Origin of the sequence: Nocardia sp. NPDC059229 (genome assembly GCF_042754165.1) — a bacterium.
Classification (GTDB): domain Bacteria; phylum Actinomycetota; class Actinomycetes; order Mycobacteriales; family Mycobacteriaceae; genus Nocardia.
Genome location: NZ_JBHZAK010000001.1, coordinates 73,518 through 91,387, shown reverse-complemented (window position 1 = coordinate 91,387; position 17,870 = coordinate 73,518). Strand labels below are relative to the sequence as shown.

The 17,870-nt window shown below is 69.8% G+C and carries 17 protein-coding genes and 1 other RNA gene; 7 read left to right on the top strand and 11 right to left on the bottom strand.

What is annotated here, in order from left to right; translation table 11 throughout:
• Positions 1-72: 72 nt before the first annotated feature.
• The 6 genes from ACFXHE_RS00410 to ACFXHE_RS00385 all read right to left on the bottom strand — a co-directional run bounded on the left by ACFXHE_RS00410 (position 73) and on the right by ACFXHE_RS00385 (position 6,037).
• Positions 73-810, bottom strand: coding sequence for a helix-turn-helix domain-containing protein (locus ACFXHE_RS00410; protein ID WP_379378386.1), 738 nt, complete (start codon positions 808-810; stop codon positions 73-75).
• A 242-nt stretch (positions 811-1,052) separates the two neighbouring features.
• Positions 1,053-2,687, bottom strand: coding sequence for a CocE/NonD family hydrolase (locus ACFXHE_RS00405; protein ID WP_379378384.1), 1,635 nt, complete (start codon positions 2,685-2,687; stop codon positions 1,053-1,055).
• A 686-nt stretch (positions 2,688-3,373) separates the two neighbouring features.
• Positions 3,374-4,006 carry a TetR/AcrR family transcriptional regulator gene (locus ACFXHE_RS00400; RefSeq protein ID WP_379378382.1) on the bottom strand — a complete coding sequence of 211 codons (633 nt, stop codon included), beginning with the start codon at positions 4,004-4,006 and terminating at the stop codon, positions 3,374-3,376.
• Between the two features lie 142 nt (positions 4,007-4,148).
• Entirely contained in the window at positions 4,149-4,322 is a 174-nt protein-coding gene (locus ACFXHE_RS00395) for a hypothetical protein (RefSeq protein ID WP_354838293.1), read from the bottom strand.
• Positions 4,323-4,463: 141 nt separating this feature from the next.
• Positions 4,464-4,979 carry a gamma carbonic anhydrase family protein gene (locus ACFXHE_RS00390; RefSeq protein ID WP_354838296.1) on the bottom strand — a complete coding sequence of 172 codons (516 nt, stop codon included), beginning with the start codon at positions 4,977-4,979 and terminating at the stop codon, positions 4,464-4,466.
• Positions 4,980-5,047: 68 nt separating this feature from the next.
• Complete coding sequence (locus ACFXHE_RS00385) at positions 5,048-6,037, bottom strand: GlxA family transcriptional regulator (protein WP_379378380.1); 990 nt, start codon at positions 6,035-6,037, stop codon at positions 5,048-5,050.
• A gap of 71 nt (positions 6,038-6,108) precedes the next feature.
• Here ACFXHE_RS00385 and ACFXHE_RS00380 point away from each other — a divergent pair, with 71 nt between their 5' ends.
• Both ACFXHE_RS00380 and ald read left to right on the top strand, forming a co-directional pair.
• Entirely contained in the window at positions 6,109-6,903 is a 795-nt protein-coding gene (locus ACFXHE_RS00380) for an MBL fold metallo-hydrolase (protein WP_379378378.1), read from the top strand.
• A 54-nt stretch (positions 6,904-6,957) separates the two neighbouring features.
• On the top strand, positions 6,958-8,067 hold the full coding sequence (gene ald / locus ACFXHE_RS00375) for an alanine dehydrogenase (RefSeq protein WP_379378376.1): 1,110 nt from the start codon (positions 6,958-6,960) through the stop codon (positions 8,065-8,067).
• 59 nt (positions 8,068-8,126) lie between these two features.
• On the opposite strand, the gene sigJ is transcribed toward ald, so the two are convergent.
• The 4 genes from sigJ to ACFXHE_RS00355 form a co-directional block, all read right to left on the bottom strand.
• Positions 8,127-9,092, bottom strand: coding sequence for an RNA polymerase sigma factor SigJ (gene sigJ / locus ACFXHE_RS00370; protein WP_379378374.1), 966 nt, complete (start codon positions 9,090-9,092; stop codon positions 8,127-8,129).
• 141 nt (positions 9,093-9,233) lie between these two features.
• On the bottom strand, positions 9,234-10,175 hold the full coding sequence (locus ACFXHE_RS00365) for a cobalamin biosynthesis protein (RefSeq protein ID WP_379378372.1): 942 nt from the start codon (positions 10,173-10,175) through the stop codon (positions 9,234-9,236).
• Between the two features lie 101 nt (positions 10,176-10,276).
• Entirely contained in the window at positions 10,277-11,236 is a 960-nt protein-coding gene (locus ACFXHE_RS00360; RefSeq protein ID WP_379380308.1) for an SURF1 family cytochrome oxidase biogenesis protein, read from the bottom strand.
• 17 nt (positions 11,237-11,253) lie between these two features.
• Positions 11,254-11,739 carry a low molecular weight protein-tyrosine-phosphatase gene (locus tag ACFXHE_RS00355; RefSeq protein WP_379378370.1) on the bottom strand — a complete coding sequence of 162 codons (486 nt, stop codon included), beginning with the start codon at positions 11,737-11,739 and terminating at the stop codon, positions 11,254-11,256.
• Positions 11,740-11,783: 44 nt separating this feature from the next.
• Here ACFXHE_RS00355 and cobC point away from each other — a divergent pair, with 44 nt between their 5' ends.
• From cobC to ACFXHE_RS00335, 4 genes are all read left to right on the top strand, one after another.
• Entirely contained in the window at positions 11,784-12,833 is a 1,050-nt protein-coding gene (cobC, locus tag ACFXHE_RS00350) for an Rv2231c family pyridoxal phosphate-dependent protein CobC (protein ID WP_379378368.1), read from the top strand.
• A 59-nt stretch (positions 12,834-12,892) separates the two neighbouring features.
• On the top strand, positions 12,893-14,023 hold the full coding sequence (locus ACFXHE_RS00345) for a Nif3-like dinuclear metal center hexameric protein (protein WP_379380306.1): 1,131 nt from the start codon (positions 12,893-12,895) through the stop codon (positions 14,021-14,023).
• Positions 14,024-14,133: 110 nt separating this feature from the next.
• Positions 14,134-14,871, top strand: a complete 738-nt coding sequence (locus ACFXHE_RS00340) for a zinc ribbon domain-containing protein (protein ID WP_379378366.1) — start codon at positions 14,134-14,136, stop codon at positions 14,869-14,871.
• 252 nt (positions 14,872-15,123) lie between these two features.
• Entirely contained in the window at positions 15,124-16,323 is a 1,200-nt protein-coding gene (locus ACFXHE_RS00335; protein ID WP_379380304.1) for a bifunctional RNase H/acid phosphatase, read from the top strand.
• A gap of 21 nt (positions 16,324-16,344) precedes the next feature.
• Here ACFXHE_RS00335 and ACFXHE_RS00330 read toward each other — a convergent pair whose 3' ends face one another.
• A complete protein-coding gene (locus ACFXHE_RS00330) occupies positions 16,345-17,232 on the bottom strand; it encodes an alpha/beta hydrolase (RefSeq protein WP_379378364.1) in 888 nt (295 codons plus the stop codon).
• Between the two features lie 30 nt (positions 17,233-17,262).
• Between ACFXHE_RS00330 and rnpB the strand changes: the two genes are divergently transcribed.
• Positions 17,263-17,693: RNase P RNA component class A (gene rnpB / locus ACFXHE_RS00325), an RNA gene on the top strand.
• Positions 17,694-17,870: the final 177 nt, after the last annotated feature.

Genomic DNA, 17,870 nt, shown 5'->3' with positions numbered 1-17,870 from the left:
ACAAGAAGTTCTACGAGCGGAGTTCGTGCCGAATCGGCACGAACTCCGCTGCTGTTCCAGGACCGGATCGAATCACAGTGGCAGGCACAGCAACAGGGTTATTCGGTCGGGGTACGTTTCGTTGTGGACCGGGCCGGCTTGGACGCTGTATTCGCGGATTTCGCCGGAGCCGGGATCGCGGAGGCGTTGGGTGCGGACGGGTGGGGTGAAGTCGACGCCGCCCTCGGACCAGAAGCGGTGGAAGTCGGGGAAGCGGGCCAGGTCGGCGACGAAGGTGGTGAAGACGGGATCGTCGGGGGCGCGGCCGACCGTCATGCGCAGCCATTGGACGTATTGGCGGGCTTCGGATTCCCAGTCCACCTCAATGACTTTCGCCTGTTCGTTGCCGAACATCCAGCGGAAGACATTGCCCTCCTCGCGGAGGCCGGGCAGGGCCGCGTTCCAGGAGTCGTTGGAGTCGAGGACGTTTCCGCACGGGTCCAGGTAGGCGGCGAGGGCCGGTTCCAACAGGGCCAGGGCGCGTTGCTGATCCGGGGTGATGGCGGCGTGCAGTTCCTCCGGGTCGGCGGTTTCGGGTATGCGCAGCCCGGCCAGTTCGTGCAGATGCCGACGGTCGGTGGGGGTCAGCGGGGACATCAGGTTCAGGCAGCGCATCAGGGAATCGACCACCGATCGCGTCGGGTTTCCCCGTTCGCCCTTCTCCAGGGCGGTGATGTAGCTGGCGCTCACGCCCGCCGTGTAGGCCAGGTGCTCGCGGGAGAAGCCGCGTTCGTCGCGCAGCCGCCGCAATGCCTGGCCGAAGGTCGGCACCGCGATATCCTCAGCAAACCAACCGCTTTCCCCGTCTCCGGACACCGAAGACCGCCTTCCCAACACCCGCTCGTCGCCGTTCCCGCTCGCAGTCACCGACGAGCAACCCGATTACGGATGCTGCCACATGGGTGCGATGCCGAGGAGTCGGTCGGAATATCCCGTTTGTGTTGGTTCGAGGCATTGTAACCGCGGTGCGGCCGTGCTATCGCCATGCAACGGCCGCCCGCGAGTCGGTCCGGTCAGGGCACCATCGGAAGATCGATGTAGCAGGGCCCGTGATCGCTGGACAGGGTGATGACGCTCCCGGGTTCGGTCTCGTCACCGTAGAAGTGGTCATTCGTGTCGACGATCAGTACGACCCGATGGCCGCCGGGGACCCGATAGTCGGTGGCCTGCAGGGGAACTCGTATGGTCTTGGTCTGCTCCGGGCCGCGGTTGGCGATGGTCGCCGCGGCATGGGTGATGATCCGCAGCGCCCCGGTCACCGGGTTGTGGTCGAACAGATACGTGATCAGCGTGGCCGTCGTGCTGGACGGGGTGACGGTCAGCGCGATCTCGGGGATGCCCGCGATGTGGCGGGGCCGGAGGAAGACCCGCGTGTGCCAGACCGCCGCCCGCGTGCGGTCCACCTCGGCCAGCGGCTGGCGGTTGGGCATCAGCAGGCGTTCGCGGAAGCCGTCCATCACCAGTTCGGTGGCCGCCTGGACCTGTTCGGTTCCGGCCTGGAAGCTCTGGCTCATGTTCGCCGGCTGATCCGTGACCAGGGTGCCGTCGGGGGACGCGCCGGACGGAGCGGCGAGGTGGTAGCGGCGCACGGGATTCGACCACGCGGACAGGTCGTTCGACGAGGTCATCGTGAAGCTGTACATGGTCTCGGTGTGTACGACCCCGTCGCTGTCGATGCCGTTGTCGACGCCGAGCAGATAGTGGTCGAACCAGTCGTAGGCCGCCTCGGTGGTCCGGGTGTAGACGCCCAGCAACAAGCCGGGAATCTCCACCGCGCCATGGTCGCCGATCGCCAGATCCAGTCGCTTCGGCCCGGGGAAGCGGTCGAAGTAATCGATCAGCTGATTCTGCGGGAAGATGGTCTCGTGCCAGAAGCTGGTGAAGAACGTTGGCACCGGGCGGATCTGGTCGGCCTCGGCAGGGGAGCGGGGTCGCGCGTAGTCGAGCACCTTGTCGATATCCGTATTGGCCCGGAAGGATTCGAGCACTTTCTGCAAGTCCTCGCTGGGACGGTCGCTGATACCGGCGAGGGCTTCGGCAGCCATGATGTGCCGGGTTCCGTTGTCGTAGAGGGCCTTACCCAGATCCGCCCAGGTGCTCAGCGCGACCACGGCCTTGACGTCCGGGTGGGCATTGGCGACCAGCTGGCTGATGCCCGAGCCGTAGGAGATGCCCGCCATCCCGACCTTCTCCCGATCGGCGTGCAGCTCATCATGGTTCAACGCCCAGTCGATCACCGCGCATCCGTCGGCCACATCCTCGGGACCGGCGACGGTCAGCTCGCCCCCGGATCCGGGCAGCCCGCGCTCGGTGTAGGCGACCACGGCGTAACCGCGCAAGAGCAGTCGGACGACCGCGCCGGAGTACATCTTCCAGCCGGTTTTGTCGAGGCCCGCCGGCAGGACGATGAGCGGGTGCGGCCCCTCCGCACGCGGCCAGGCGATGAGCGCGTCGAGTTCGACGCCGCCCGCGCCGGGAATCTGCACCTGGCGGATGCCGCACCGGCTGCGGACGGCCGCGATGTCCTCGGCGAGGTATTCGGGCACTCCGGTGGCATTGCCGGTGAGCAGGTCGTCGACGACCGCGAGAACATCGGATTCCTGGTTCGGGGCCAAGAGGCGCAGTTGACCCGGGTGAGCTTGCGACATGACAAATCCCTTCGATCTTCGGTATTCCGAACAACTTTCGAGGGCAGCGTGCGATAGACCTCCCGGAGTGGAAATTCGGCCGACGCGGGTCGTCGCCGTGCAACGGTCCAGGGAATTCGCGAATCATTCAGGACTGGAAGGCCTTTGCCAATCCCGAATACCGTCGATGCTACGCCGGTCGCAGAGTTGCAGTGACCGATTCGGAAATCGTGAGTTCCATTGTGTGCCAGTCGATTTGGAATAACGACTCGTCGGTATCGAGTGGTCGGTCGCCGTGTCACGGGTTCGCGCCCGGCATATCACACCGCAACCGGATAGTGAACTGTGAGGGTGCTGGGTGTCGCCATGGAGTCCGCCCAGAGTTCGGGTTCGGGTCTCGTCCAGGGGTATTGAGCGGCAGTAACTTTCCATGCGTCTTCGAAGTACACAGTCGAAAGGTCATGAAATGGTTGCTCTGATCCTTGCCGCCGTCGGTCTCATGTCGGGCAGCGCGATCGCCGCGGGCGCGGCGGGTAGTGCGGGCGCGTTCGCCGGAAATATCTAGGCCCGCGAGGATAGTCGGGCACAGAGAAGCGGGCGGCCGACCGGATACGGCCGCCGGAACCCCCTGACCCGGGTACGGGGCAGGGGGTTCGCCGTATCCGGGCTACCGGGCCATGGTGCGCGGCGTGAGTTTCCGGGGCGGGTCAGGCCGGCTGTACGCCGATCATGGGCAGCACCGTGCGGCGGGCGAACTCCCGTGCGGCCGTCTCGTCGGTCAGCGGGATCAGGCCGTCCGGGGTCAGCACCAGCGACTGACCCAGGCGGGCAAGTACTTCCGCGACCAGGTCGGCATCGAAGGCGGGCACGTCGGCGGAAGCCTGCAGCACGCGCAGCTTCTCGGCCAGGTAGGTGCGCCCGAGTGCGAGAATCGGCCCGGCCTCGGTGGTCAGGCGCGGCAGGATGGTGTCGGGCTCGGTGCGCAGCAGCCGTTGCAGCAGTTTGTTGCTCGCCAGCTGGGTGATGAACGCGACGAAGACCTCGACCAGCTGATCGTCCCCGGATTCGCCGGTGGCCGTAGCCTCCTGCACCCGCTTGTCGATCTCGGCGATGAACAGCTGCGCCTCGCGTACGCCCACCGCTTCGACCAGATCGTTCTTGGATTCGAAGCGCCGGTACAGGGTGGCCGGGCTGATGCCGGCGCGACGCGCGATCTCCCCCATGCTGGTTCGCTTGATCCCGAAGTCGAGGAATGCCGACAGTGCGCTCTCCAGCAGCTGTTCGCCTTCGGCCCGCGGCTTCTCCAGGATGCGTTGCAGGATGGTGGGCACGGACGGCATCGAGTCTCCAGTCGATCGGTTGGCGACCGCGACATTGCGGTGAACGGCCAAGGCGCGCAGTGGCGCACAGGTCGAGCCGCATTATCGCATCGCCGGAGGGTTGCGGTCGCAACCCCGTCCGATCAGCGAACGCCGCGCCCGATCAGCGGACGTCGAGCGCGGCCATTTCGCTCTCTATCGCATTGGCGGCGAAATCGATGCCATTGGAACGCAGTTCGTGCACCCGGCGCTGGAGCGCCTCGATTCCCCCTGGCTGCGCGGCGATATCGGCCACGCTGATGCGCTGTCGGTGCATACCGTCGTGCTCGTACGACACCGTTGAAACCTCCTGCTAGCCCCGAGCGCGCACCCGGCTAGCGACGGCACAGCCCGGGCCGCCGGGAACGCTTCGCACGATGCTAACAGCGGCATTTATGGTCACTTGTTCAGTGTGGGGATTCTCACATGCCCCCTTCAGTCACGCCTCTTGACCCTGGCGATGTACCGCCGTGTTGTGCAGGTAGGCGGTCGCATTCAGGCGAATGTGATCACGCTCGGCCTCGCTCAGCTCCCGGCGCACCTTGCCCGGAACTCCCGCCACCAGCGAGCCCGGCGGAATCTGGGCGCCCTCCGGAACCAGCGCGTTGGCCGCGATCAGGCTGCCCGCCCCGATGACAGCGCCGTTCAGCACCGTCGCGCCCATGCCGATCAGCACATCGTCGCCGACCGTGCAGCCGTGCAGAATCGCGTTGTGCCCCACCGAGACTCCCTCGCCCACCGTGCACGGGAAGCCCGGATCGGCGTGCAGCACACAGCCGTCCTGAATATTGCTGCGCGCACCGACGGTGATCTGATCCATGTCACCGCGCAGCACCGCCGAATACCAGACGCTCACTTCGGCTTCCAGCCGCACCCGCCCGGCCACGGTGGCGTTCGGCGCGACCCACGCGCTCTCGTCGATCTGCGGCACGTGCTCACCCAGCTGAATCCTCATAGCCCCGAACTTAGCCCCCGCCGGGCGCCGGGCCGCCGCGGGGAGCCGCGGCGGCGGAATCGGTTCGGTCAAGCCCGGCGGAAGAGGGCCCGATGGGCGGCGGGCGTGGTGCCGAGCAGTCGGTGGAAGTGATGGCGGAGATTGACACCGGTACCCAGCCCGGAATCGGCGGCAATGCGGTCCATGGTGTCGTCGGTGGATTCCAGCAGCAGCCGGGCATGGTCCACGCGCTGCTGCAGCAGCCACTGCTGCGGACTGGTGCCGGTGCGATCACGGAAGCGGCGGGTGAACGTGCGCCGCGACATGAGGGCGGTCCGGGCCCAGCCGTCCAGATCCACCGGCTGGTCGAGATGTGTTCTGGCCCAGACCATGGCGTGCTCGATCGGGTCCTGGTCGGCCGCCTCGGGCACGGCGACCGGGATGTACTGGGCCTGTGAGCCGCTGCGGTGCGGGGCCAGCACCAGCCGGCGGGCCAGCTCGGCGGCGACCCGGCTGCCGTGGTCGGTGCGCACCAGGTGCAGACAGCAGTCGAGGGCCGCGGCGGTGCCGGCGGAGGTGATGAGGTCGCCGTCGTCGGACCACAGGGTGTCCGCGCGCACCCGGACCGCCGGATACGCGCGGGCCAGCTCGACCGCCGCCGACCAGTGCGTGGTGATCTCCCGTCCGTCGGCCAGGCCGCTGGCCGCCACCGCCCACGCGCCCAGGCACAGGCCGAGAATGCGGGCGCCGCGGGCGTGGGCCCGGTGCAGAGCGTCCCGGATGGGTTCGGGCAGTGGGAGACCGCGCTCCCAGCTGGGGATGACCAGGGTGTCGGCGGTCTCGGTCGCCTCCAGTCCGTGGGCGACGACGATATCGAAACCCGCTGGGGTGGCGATGGTTCCGGGGCGTTCGGCGCACACCACCACGCGGTAGGGGCTGCCGGCGGGACCGCCCGCGCCGATACGGCCGAACACCAGGGTCGGTACCGCCAGATGGAACGGGCTGATCCCGTCGTACACCACGATGGCCACCGTGTGCAGGGACTCGGCTTCGTCGGCTTCGCGGGATCCAGCAGTCATGGCCCGATCTTATCGAGGCGCGGCCTTCGGGCCACTGTCGCGACCCACGGTCCGCGACGAGACTCGTCGGCATGACGAACACGATCGACACCGCAGCGGCCACCTCCACCCTCGAGCTCCTCCACATCGGCGGCCCCACAGTGCGATTCGGCTACGGCGACCTGGTCTGGCTGACCGACCCCACCTTCGACGAGCCGGGTGAGTACCCGGGTGGTGTCACGCTCTACAAGCTGAGCGGGCCGGCTGTGCCCGCCGCCGAGATCGGCCGGGTCGATGTGGTGCTGCTCTCGCACGATCAGCACGCGGACAATCTCGACCGGTCCGGGCGGGAATTCCTGGCGGGCGTCGAGACCGTGCTGTCCACGCCGGACGCCGCCGGGCGCATGGAAGGCGTTCGCGGACTGGCAGAGTGGGAGTCGGTGCAGATTGGGGCGGTGACCGTCACCGCGGTGCCCGCACTGCACGGACCCGAGGGTTGCGAGCCGTTCACCGGAGTGGTCACCGGATTCGTGCTGCAGGCCGACGGGCTGCCGACCGTCTATGTCTCCGGGGACAACGCCTCGGTCGACTACGTGCGGCGGATCGCAGAACGCTTCGGGCGCATCGATATCGCCATCCTCAATGTGGGCGCGGCCAATACCGACCGCTTCGGCGATCACGACCTGACCCTCAACGGCCGCACCGCGGTCCACGCCTCGGAGGCGCTGGGTGACGCGGTGATCGTGCCGGTCCACGCCGAGGGCTGGGCGCACTTCTCCGAGCATCTCGACCACCTGACCCACCGCTTCACCGTCGCCGGCCGCGCGGACCGGCTGCGCATTCCGACCCCCGGTGAGGTCTTGGCCGTCGCCGCGATCGCCTCCTGAAATCGGGCCGTGGCGCTCATGGCGGCGCGGCCCCGGCAGGTGAACGATGGCGGTATGAGAATCGGGGTACCGCGGGAGGTCAAGGAGCAGGAGTATCGCGTCGCCCTCACCCCGGCCGGCGCCGGGGAACTGGTGCGGCACGGGCACGAGGCGCTGGTCGAGGCCGGGGCGGGGGTGGGGTCCGGGTTCGCCGACGCCGAGTACATCGCGGCGGGCGCGCGGGTCCTGCCGGTCCCGGACGAGGTCTGGGGCGCGGCGGAACTGGTGCTCAAGGTGAAAGAGCCCATCGCCGAGGAATATTCGCGCATGCGGGAGGGACAGGTGCTGTTCACCTTCCTGCACCTCGCCGCCTCGCGGGAGTGCACGGACGCGATCCTGCGCTCCGGCGTCACCGCCATCGCCTACGAGACCGTCCGGGCCGCCGACGGGTCGCTGCCGCTGCTCGCGCCCATGAGCGAGGTGGCGGGCAAGCTCGCCAGTCAGGTCGGGGCCTATCACCTCATGTCGCCGCAGGGCGGGGCGGGCCTGCTGCTCGGCGGGGTGCCGGGGGTGGTGCCGGCGGACGTGACGGTCCTCGGGGGCGGGGTGGCCGGTAGCAATGCGGCGGCCGTCGCGGTCGGCATGGGGGCGCGAGTCACCGTGCTGGACACGAATATCGCGCGACTGCGGGAACTCGACGCCCGGTTCGGCGGGCGCGTGACCACGATCGGCTCCAACGCGGCCGAGGTCGAGAAGGCGGTGCTGGCGGCGGACCTGGTGATCGGCTCGGTCCTGGTGCCGGGTGCGCGGGCTCCGAAACTGGTGCCCGACACCCTGGTCGCCCACATGCGCCCGGGCTCGGTGCTGGTCGACATCGCCATCGACCAGGGCGGGTGCTTCCAGAGCTCGCATCCCACCACGCACGCGAAACCGACGTTCCAGGTGGCGGATTCGCTGTTCTACTGCGTGACCAATATGCCGGGCGCGGTTCCGCACACCTCCACCGTGGCGCTCACCAATGTCACCCTGCCGTATGTCGGCGCCATCGCGAATCTCGGCTGGTCCGGCGCCTGCGCCACCGATCCCGGCCTGGCCCAGGGGCTCACGGCCGACGCCGGCCGGCTCTACTCGCCGGAGGTGGCCGCCGCGCACGGGCTCGGGCCGGTGACGCGGGTCGCGTCCTGACGGACGAGGACGGGCCCGCCGCCGGATGAATCCGGTTGCGGGCCCGCGGTTTCCGCGGTTCAGGCGTCGCTGTCTCCGGCGGTGTCGCCGAGCGGCCAGTCGGGCTCCGCGCCTTCGGCCGGGACGCCGTGCAGCTTGTCCGGGTTGCGGACCACGTCGATCTTGGTGATCCGGCCGTCGTCGATGGTGAACGCGAAGACGCCGGTGTGCTTGCCGTCGAACACCACCAGGCCCGGGCGGCCGTTCACCAGTACCGAACGGCCCCACGCGCCACCGACCTTCGATGCGACATCGAGGAAGCCGAGCAGCGTCTTGGCGACCTTCTCCGCGCCGTGCATGGGGTGCAGGAAGGCCTGCACCTTGCCGCCGCCGTCGGAGGTGAAGGTGACATTGGAATCCAGCACGCCGAGCAGGGCGCTCAGATCACCGGAACGCCAGGCCACCGCGAACGCCGAGACCACCTTCTCGTGCTCGTCCGCGCTGGCGGGGAAGCGGGGCGTGCCGTCCTCCACGTGTTTGCGGGCGCGCGAGGCCAATTGGCGCACGGCGGCGGGGGTGCGGCCGACCACCTCGGCGACCTCGGGGCCGGACATGCCGAAGACGTCCTGCAGGACGAAGGCGGTGCGCTCGGCCGGGGAAAGGGATTCCAGCACCACCAGCAGGGCGGTGGTGACGCGCTCGTCCTGCGAGATGCGGTCGGCCGGATCGTCCCAGGTGGTGATCTCCGGCTCCGGAAGCCATTCGCCCACATACTGTTCGCGCCGGGACCGCGCCGAACCCAGATGGTCGAGGGCCAGGCGGCCGGTGACGGTGGTCAGCCAGGCGCGCAGGTTTTCGATATCCGCGCCCTCGGGACTGGTCTCGTAGTAGCGCACCAGCCGCAGCCACGCCTCCTGCACCACATCGTCGGCGTCGCTGAGACTGCCGAGCGTGCTGTACGCGACCCGCCGCAGATAGCCCCGATGCTCCTCGAACCGTAGCGCCAGCTCGACCTGATCGGGCCCGTCCGGCCGTCCGTCACTCATCGCACCCTCGCCCTTCACTCACGTCCGCCCCGGTGGGGCGAACCGTCCACAGCATCGACGAAACAGGTCGGCGAACTGTGACATTCCTTCCGGAAAATCTAGCGAAGACGACCGGACGGTTCGTGAATTCGCGCGGCCGGTTCAGCGTCGCCGCAGGTAGGCGGCGGTCGCGGCGGCGACCACGGTCGCCACCTGCACCGCTTCCGAGAGCCGCACCGCCCGGCGCAGATCACGCACCCGGGGGATCGGACCGGCACCGAGCGTCGGCCGCAGCTCGGTGCCGTGCCGATATTCGGTGCGGCCGCCGAGGGTTACGCCCAGCGCGCCCGCCATGGACGCCTCCGCCACACCGGCATTCGGGCTCGGATGCTTGGCCGCATCGCGCCGCCATGCCCGCCACGCATCGGCCGGGCGACCGCCGACTACCGGAGCCAGCGCGGTGGTGATGAGACCGCTGACGCGGGCAGGCGCGAGATTCGCGACATCGTCCGTGCGGGCGGCAGCCCAGCCGAAGTTGCAGTAGCGGTCATTGCGGTAGCCGACCATGGCGTCGAGAGTGTTGATCGCCCGGTACGCCAGCAAGCCGGGAACACCCGCCACCGCACCCCAGAACAGCGGCGCCACAGTCGCATCGGAGGTGTTCTCCGCAATGGATTCGAGCGCCGCCCGGGCCAGCCCGTCCGCGTCGAGCACCTCGGGATCCCGCCCGCACAGCGACGGCAACAGCGCCCGCGCCCCGTCGATATCGCCGGATTCGAGCCGATCCGCCATCTCCCGCCCGGTCCGTGCCAAGCTCGTCCCGCCCAGCACCGTCCAGGTCGCGGCAGCCGTGAGCACCGCCTCACCGAGCGCCCGTCCGGCCACGGCTCGCCGTAATCCGATCCCCAGCCCCGAAACCACACCGACCAGCGCGATCTCGTGCACAGCCCCCGCCACGCGGCTGTCCCGATAGGTGAGCCGCTCCATCTTCATTGCGGCCGAACCGAATCCGGCCACTGGATGCCCGCGCCGCGGATCCCCCAGCGCCCGGTCCAACCCGAACCCGAGCAGCAGTCCCGCCGCTGTGGCAATTCCCGTTCGCACCCGGCGAGGTTAGCGGAGGCGACGGGCCCGGCCGACTTCAGCCGCAGCGCGGAGCGAGGCTGTGCGCATGGGGAATGCGCCGCCGACGGTGTAGCCCGGGTCTACCGGCGCGTGCCGCCGTAGCGGTCGGCGAGTCGAGCTTCATTTGTCGTGGGTTTCGGCTTGGGGGCCGGGTCGTTGGGTTTTGCCGCGCGTGCGGGAGTGGTCGATTCGGCTGCGGCCGCATCGGTCGACTCAGGGGTGTCGGTCGGCATGGCAGGGGTGGCGGGCTCGCCGGTGGTGGTCGGTTGGGCTGCGGCTTCGAACTTTTCGCGGCGGCGGGCGCGGATCTCGGCCCAGACGAAGTAGCCGAGGCCGAGAGGAGCCATGACGCCGAAGGCCAGCCACTGCAGGCCGTAGGAGAGGTAGGGGCCCGAGTCCAGCTGGGGGAGCGGGTCGGGGGTGAAGGCGCCGGGCTGGCCGGACTCGAGCTGGAGGTAGCCGCCCAGGCCGTCGGTGGGGATGGGCGTCAGGGGGATGCCGAGGACCGTGGCTTCCTGCTGGGTGTCGGTCGTATAGACCTGGCGGTAGCCGTCTTCGGTGGTCGGGGGCTTCTTCTCGATCACGCCCTCGGAGGCGCGGATGCGGGCCGCCAGCTGCTGGGTGCCGGCGGGCGGGGCGGCGACGACCGGCGGATGGGTGCCGCCCTCGGCCGCCGCCACCTGGCCGCGGTCCACCAGCAGGGTCCGGCCGTCGTCGAGGCGGAAGGCGGCCAGGACCGTGTAGGCGGGCTGGCCGTCGAGGTGGCGCAGCCGCACCAGCACGGTCGAATCCGGCACGTAGACGCCGTTCGCGGTGACCCGTCGCCACTCGGTGTTCTTGCCGCTGCCCGACAGCATGCCGGTGATGTCGACCGGGTCGGCGTGCACCGAATTCGCGATGCGGTCGTTGCGTTCGGAGGTGCGGGTGTTCTTGCCCAGCTGCCAGGGGGCCAGCACGGTGAAGCACAGGTAGGCGAAGCCGGCGACCACCACGGCGAGAATCAGCCAGCTGGGTCGCAGCAGGAAGGTGAAGCGCCGCAGCAGCGCGGTTACCGAGCTCATGCGACCTCACCCAACTGTTCGCGCACCCAGTCCAGCAGGCCCGGCACCGCCGCCTCGATCTGTTCGCGCACCAGCGCGAAATCGGCCTGATCGCCGTAGTACGGATCCGGCACCGATCGCCCGTCCGCGTGCGGATCGAAACTCCGCAGCAGCCGCCGCTGATCCGACGGCACCCCCAGCCGGGCCAGCTCCCGCTCGTGCCCGGTGTCGAGCGCCACCACCAGATCGGCCGCCCGATGATCCGGCCCGATCAGCGCGGCCCGATGCCCGGTCGGATACCCGTGCGCCGCCAGCTCCCGATTCGTCCGGTAATCGGCTTCGTCCCCCACATGCCAGCTGCCGGTCCCGGCACTGCTCACCCGCACCCGATCCGCCAGCCCCGCACGGTCCAGGTGCGCGGCGAAAATCTTCTCGGCCATCGGGGACCGGCAGATATTGCCGGTGCAGATGAAGGTCACATGCAGCTCGCCCACGACAGCCATTCTGTCCGGTGGGCGTGGGAGGCGGCCACGTAGGGTGGACGGCTGTGCCGGACGACACGGAGTTTCCCGATTTCGACCATGCCAGGCTGCGGCACCACGGGGACGTGGATGCGCGGCCGGGCATGGTCGATTTCGCGGTGAACGTCCAGGGGAGCGCACCGCCGGAATGGTTGCGTGAGCGGCTGGCGGGACGGTTGGGAGAGCTCGGGCGGTATCCGGGCGCGCCGGACGAGCGGGCTGCGCGCGCCGCGGTGGCCGCCCGGCACGGGCGGGCGATCGACGAGGTGCTGCTGCTGGCCGGGGTGGCCGAAGGGTTCGCCATGCTGCCACGGCTGGGGTCGCGGCTGGCGGCGGTGATCCATCCCTCGTTCACCGAACCGGAGCTGGCGCTGCGGGAGGCGGGGGTATCGGTCGCGCGGGTGATGCTCGCGCCGCCGTACACCCTCGACGGCGCCGCGGTGCCGGAGGACGTGGATCTGGTGGTGGTGGGCAATCCCACCAATCCGACCTCGGTGCTGCATCCGGCAGACAGTATTCGCGCGCTGCGGCGGCCGGGCCGCATCGTGGTGGTGGACGAGGCGTTCGCCGACGCGGTGCCGGGGGAGCCGGAATCGCTTGCCGGAGAGAGCTATCCGGATGTGCTCGTATTCCGGAGCCTCACCAAGACCTGGGCGCTGGCCGGGCTGCGCTGCGGCTATGTGCTCGGTGCGCCGCCGGTGCTGGCGCGGCTGAATCACGGGCGCCCGCACTGGCCGCTGGGCACCCTGCAACTGGAAGCCATTGCGGCGGTGAGTGAACCGGCCGCGGTGGCCGAGGCGCAGCGCCGGGCCGGGACCGTCGCGGCCGACCGGGCCGCCATGATTCCGCGGTTGCGGGAACTCGGCGTCGAGGTGCACGAGCCCGCGCACGGGCCGTTCCTGCTGCTCCGGGTGCCGGATGCGGAATTGTTGCGAAAGAAGCTCGCGGACAAGGGAATCGCGGTGCGCCGTGGTGATACGTTCCCGGGGCTGGAAACAGCTTTCCTGCGAGTCGCGGTGCGGCCCGCCGCCGAGGTGGATCGGCTGGTCGCGGCCATTCGCGACGTGGGTCTGTGAGCAGGACGCGGTTTGTGAGTGAGGCGCAGGCTGGTGAGCGAACAGGAGGTTCGGTTGTGGTGACGACGGTGCGGCTGGCGGATCTCATGGCGGCGTTGGATGCGGCGTACCCGCCCCGGCTGGCCGAATCCTGGGATTCGGTGGGGCTGGTGGCCGGTGATCCGGACGAGCCGGTGTCGCGCGTGCTGTTCGCGGTCGACGCCACCGGCGCGGTCGTGGACGAGGCGATCGAGTGGGGTGCGCAGGCGCTGGTCGTGCACCATCCGCTGCTGCTGCGCGGCGTGGACACCGTCGCGGCCAATACACCGAAAGGCGCGCTGCTGCACCGGCTCATCCGCTCCGGATGCGCGCTGTTCACCGCCCACACCAATGCCGACTCCGCCGACCCGGGGGTCTCGGACGCGCTGGCGCACGCCATCGGGCTGACCGTGACCGGGCCGCTGGATCCGAAACCCTGGACCGCCCTGGACAAGTGGGTGGTGGCGGTGCCCGTCACGCACCGCGACGAAGTGCTCGACGCCCTGTTCGCCGCGGGCGCGGGCAGCAGTGGGACCTACTCCGACGCGGCGTGGACGGTCGCGGGCACCGGACAGTTCCGGCCCCTCGACGGCGCGAATCCGGCCCTGGGTGCGGTCGGTGAGCTGCACGAGGTCACCGAGGACCGCCTCGAGGTGGTCGCCCCGCCGTCCCGGCGCGCCGCCATGCTGGCCGCCCTCCGGGCCGCGCATCCGTACGAGGAACCCTTCTATCACGTGACCGAGCGCGCCGCGCTGCCCTCCGGCCTGGGCATCGGCCGCGTCGGCGAGCTGCCCGCCCCGGAAACCCTGCGCGAGTTCACCGCTCGCGTCCGCGCCGGCCTGCCCGCCACCACCTGGGGCGTGCGTGCCGCGGGGGACCCGGACCGCGTCATCCGCACCGTCGCGGTGTGCGGCGGCGCGGGAGATTCGTTCCTGGGCAAGGTTTCCCGCCTCGGCGTCGATGCCTACGTGACCTCCGACCTGCGCCACCACCCGGCCGACGAGCACCTGCGCGCGGGTGGCCCAGCCCTGATCGACGCCGCCCACTGGGCCACCGAGTTCCCCTGGTGCGCGCAGGCCGAAGGTGTGGTGCGCACCGCACTGCCCGGCCTCGAGACCCGCGTCTCGACGCTGCGCACCGACCCGTGGACCCTCGGCGCGGCCGGCTGCTGACCGCGCGACCGGATCGTTTGTCCAGCTCCAGGCGGTGTTGGCGGTTCGGATGCGCGCGGGCGGGTACGGTGGGAGTCTTACTCGTCCATAGCGTTCAGGAGACCTTCGCGTTGAATGCCGAACCATCGATCCAGGCCAAGCTGCTCGACCTCGCCGCTGTCGATGCCGAGCTGACACGGATCGAGCATCGCCGCAAGGTGCTGCCCGAGCAGCAGGAGGTGGCGCGGCTGGAAGGGGAGCGCACCACCCGCAAGGACGCGGCGGTGAAGGTCGAGATCCTCATCGACGACCTGGACCGCGACATCCGCAAGCTGGAGGGCGAGATCGAGGCCGTCCGCAAGCGCGAGGACCGCGACCGCGGCATGCTCACCGCCGGGTCGGTCGGGGCCAAGCAGCTCTCCGAACTGCAGCATGAACTGGGAAGCCTGGAACGCCGCCGCACGGTCCTCGAGGACGACCTCATCGAGGTGATGGAGCGTCGCGAGGCCGCCGCCGCCGACCACGACCACGCCGGCGCCAACCTGGACCAGGCCGAGGCCGACCTGGTCGACGCCGAGCGCCGTCGCGACGACGCGGTCGCCGACCTGGACGTCGCCCAGCAGCGCTGCGACTCCGACCGCGCGGCCCTCGCCAACTCCTTCCCCGCCGAGCTGCTCACCACCTACGACAAGCAGCGCACCACCTACGGCGTCGGCGCCGCCCTGCTCCAGGCCCGCCGCTGCGGCGCCTGCCGCATCGAACTCGACCGCGGCGAGATCTCCCGCATCTCCCAGACCGCCCCCGACGTGGTGGTCCGCTGCCCCGAATGCGGCGCGATCCTGGTGCGTACCAAGCAGTCCGGCCTGTAACAACCCGCCGCGCACCGCTGATCGGCGCGCGCGGCAATGCCGGAATGTCTCGACGGCGTTCCGCCGAGCTGATGTGATGAGCTCGATCGGCGACCGCAAGGATTCATGGTGCGGCAGTTCGTCGAGGTCGGCGGCCGCAACCGCCGCGGGTGCGGCAGCTGGCACCGGCTGAGCCGGGCCCGCCGTGGACGAGTGGCCGCGGCAGCACGCGGCGAGCGGGATGACGGACGATATGAAGGGTGAGAAGCGTTGGTGGACTTGGTGATCGTCGAGGCCGACGGCGGATCGCGCGGCAACCCGGGGCCTGCCGGTTACGGCGCGGTGGTGTGGGATGCCGAGCGGGTGCGGGTGCTGGCCGAGCGCAAGGAGTTCCTCGGGGTCACCACCAACAATGTCGCCGAATATCGCGGGCTGATAGCGGGTTTGGAAGCCGCGGCCGAGCTCGGCGCGCGTGAGGTTTCCGTGCGGATGGACTCCAAGCTGGTCGTGGAGCAGATGTCCGGGCGGTGGAAGGTCAAGCACGAGGCCATGATTCCGCTGGCCGATCGGGCGCGGCGGCTGGTCGCCGGGTTCGATCGGGTGAGCTTCACCTGGATTCCGCGCAAGGAGAACTCGCACGCCGACCGCCTGGCCAATGAGGCCATGGACGACGCCGATACGGTCGCCGAAGTCCGCACCGCGCTGGCGAACGATCGGGCCGCCGGAACCGCGGCGGTCGAAAGCGGTTCGGCGGTAGGGGAAATCGCCGCAGCGGTCGCGGGCGGTGTCGTCGAAGTACCGGAAACCGGTGGGTCCGCTGCGGGGAGCACCGCGCACTCGCCCGGATGGACCGGTGCCGTGGGACGGCCGACCCGGCTGCTGCTGCTCCGGCACGGGCAGACGGAACTCTCTGTGCAGCGGCGGTATTCGGGGCGGGGAAATCCGCCGCTGACCGCGCTCGGGCAGGAGCAGGCGGCCAACGCGGCGGCCATGCTGGCGCGCAAGGGCGGGATCGAGGCGATCGTGTGCTCCCCGCTGGGGCGGGCCAAGGAGACCGCCGAGGCGGCGGGCCGGGCGCTCGGACTGCCGGTGCGGGTGCTGGACGGGTTGACCGAGACGGATTTCGGTGCGTGGGAAGGGATGACCTTCCCGGAGGCCCGCGAGCGGGATCCGGAGCTGCACGGCCGCTGGCTGGGGGATCCGTCGATTCCGGCGCCCGGTGGCGAGAGCTTCGACCAGGTGCGGGAGCGGGTCGAGGCGGCGCGGCGGGATCTGGTGGCGCTGTATCCGGGCGCGAATGTGCTTGTGGTCAGCCATGTCACACCGATCAAGACGCTGCTGCAGCTGGCGCTCGGGGTGGGTCCCTCGCTGCTGTACCGGCTGCACCTGGATCTGGCGTCGCTGTCCATCGCCGAGTTCTATCCGGACGGCGGTTCCTCGGTGCGCCTGGTCAACGACACCTCGTACCTCTGAACCCCTGCGCCCCACCGGGGTTCAGGGACGCAGCGTGGCCATCAGGAACTCGGTCTGGTCGTAGACGGCCTTCTCGAACCAGTCGTCGAAGTAGATCTCGAAGTGCCCGATGGGGTAACGCTTCACGGTGGCGTGCTTGGTGCGCTCCGCGGCCTTGAGCGTCGGGCCGGCCGGGGCCACCGAGTCGTTGTCGCAGATCGCGTACAGCACCGGCGCTTTGATGTCCTTGACGTGCCGGATGGGATTGTCGAACAGCGTCGACAGGGCGACGCGGGCCGCCACCTTCGGCCGGTACTGCCCACTCTCCTCGGCCAGGCGGCCGAAACCGGCAGGCACGTCGGCGGCGCTCATCAGTGCCGCGGAATGCTTCTTGCCCGCCAGCCGGGCATTGATCGGGCGCCGGATGATCGGTCCCACAACCTGATCCGTGACCGCCAGCGTGCCGGTCTTGATCAGGCTGATCGGCCCCTTCGCCAGTGCCGAGGACCGGCCGCTGGTGAACGGGCACTGCGCCACCACGGCCGCGATGTAGTGATCGTCGGGCGCGACCGCCAGCACGTGCCCGCCACCGAATGAACTGCCCCACAGTGCGATTCGCGTGGCGTCGATCCCCCGGACAGTGCGCGCGAAGGCGATGGCCGCATGCCAGTCCGCGCGCTGCCGGGCGATATTGATCACCTGCCGGGGCTCACCGCCGCTGGCCCCGAAATGCCGATAGTCGAAGGCCAGGGCCGCGATTCCCGCCGATGCGAACCGCCGGGCATACCGGTCCAACCCCATTTCCCGGTCCGCCCCCAGCCCGTGACCCATGACCACCAGCGGGCGCGGCTTGGGCGGTCCATCCGGGAGATACAGCCATGCGGCGCACTGCTCGCCACCCGAAGGGAACCCCACCTCCACACGCTCCATGGGGCCCTACCGTACCCTGGTGGCCGCGGACGAGTCGGTCGGGCGGCCGCGGCGAAGGGAACGGGCACGCATGTGCCGCCGCCCCTCGCCGAGGAAAGTCCGGACTCCGGAGAGCAGGGCGGTTGTTAACGGCAACCCGGGGCAACCCGCGGGACAGTGCCACAGAAAACAGACCGCCGGTGGGCCGCACTTCGCGAGAAGTGCACCGCCGGTAAGGGTGAAACGGTGCGGTAAGAGCGCACCAGCGCGCCGGGTGACCGGTGCGGCTAGGTAAACCCCGCCCGGAGCAAGGTCGAAGGCCGCACTCGCGAGAGTGCGGCTGCGCAGGTGTTCGAGGGCTGCTCGCCCGAGCCTGCGGGTGGACCGCTCGAGGCACCCGGCAACGGTGTGTCCAGATGGATGGTCGCCACCCGGTGGGTAACCACCGGGGACAGGATCCGGCTTACAGACCGACTCGTCCGCCCGTATTTTTGGCCTCCGCTGCCGCTCCGGCGGGTTCGCGGCCAAGGCGCAGGTCTATGGAGCCGGAAGCTCGATTCTTCCCTCCTCCGCTCCTCCGCTTCGCTCCCCCGCTCCAAGGCGGAGGTCTATCAAGCCGCAGTCCAGAATCGAGCCGGGCCGCGAACCTTGGGTGGCTC

Excerpts from the sequence above, each read along its gene's own strand:
- ACFXHE_RS00405 (WP_379378384.1), bottom strand. The coding sequence starts at position 2,687 with ATGTCGCAAGCTCACCCGGGTCAACTGCGCCTCTTGGCCCCGAACCAG.
- ACFXHE_RS00400 (WP_379378382.1), bottom strand. The coding sequence starts at position 4,006 with ATGCCGTCCGTGCCCACCATCCTGCAACGCATCCTGGAGAAGCCGCGG.
- ACFXHE_RS00390 (WP_354838296.1), bottom strand. The coding sequence starts at position 4,979 with ATGAGGATTCAGCTGGGTGAGCACGTGCCGCAGATCGACGAGAGCGCG.
- ACFXHE_RS00385 (WP_379378380.1), bottom strand. The coding sequence starts at position 6,037 with ATGACTGCTGGATCCCGCGAAGCCGACGAAGCCGAGTCCCTGCACACG.
- ACFXHE_RS00380 (WP_379378378.1), top strand. The coding sequence starts at position 6,109 with ATGACGAACACGATCGACACCGCAGCGGCCACCTCCACCCTCGAGCTC.
- ald (WP_379378376.1), top strand. The coding sequence starts at position 6,958 with ATGAGAATCGGGGTACCGCGGGAGGTCAAGGAGCAGGAGTATCGCGTC.
- sigJ (WP_379378374.1), bottom strand. The coding sequence starts at position 9,092 with ATGAGTGACGGACGGCCGGACGGGCCCGATCAGGTCGAGCTGGCGCTA.
- ACFXHE_RS00355 (WP_379378370.1), bottom strand. The coding sequence starts at position 11,739 with ATGGCTGTCGTGGGCGAGCTGCATGTGACCTTCATCTGCACCGGCAAT.
- ACFXHE_RS00330 (WP_379378364.1), bottom strand. The coding sequence starts at position 17,232 with ATGGAGCGTGTGGAGGTGGGGTTCCCTTCGGGTGGCGAGCAGTGCGCC.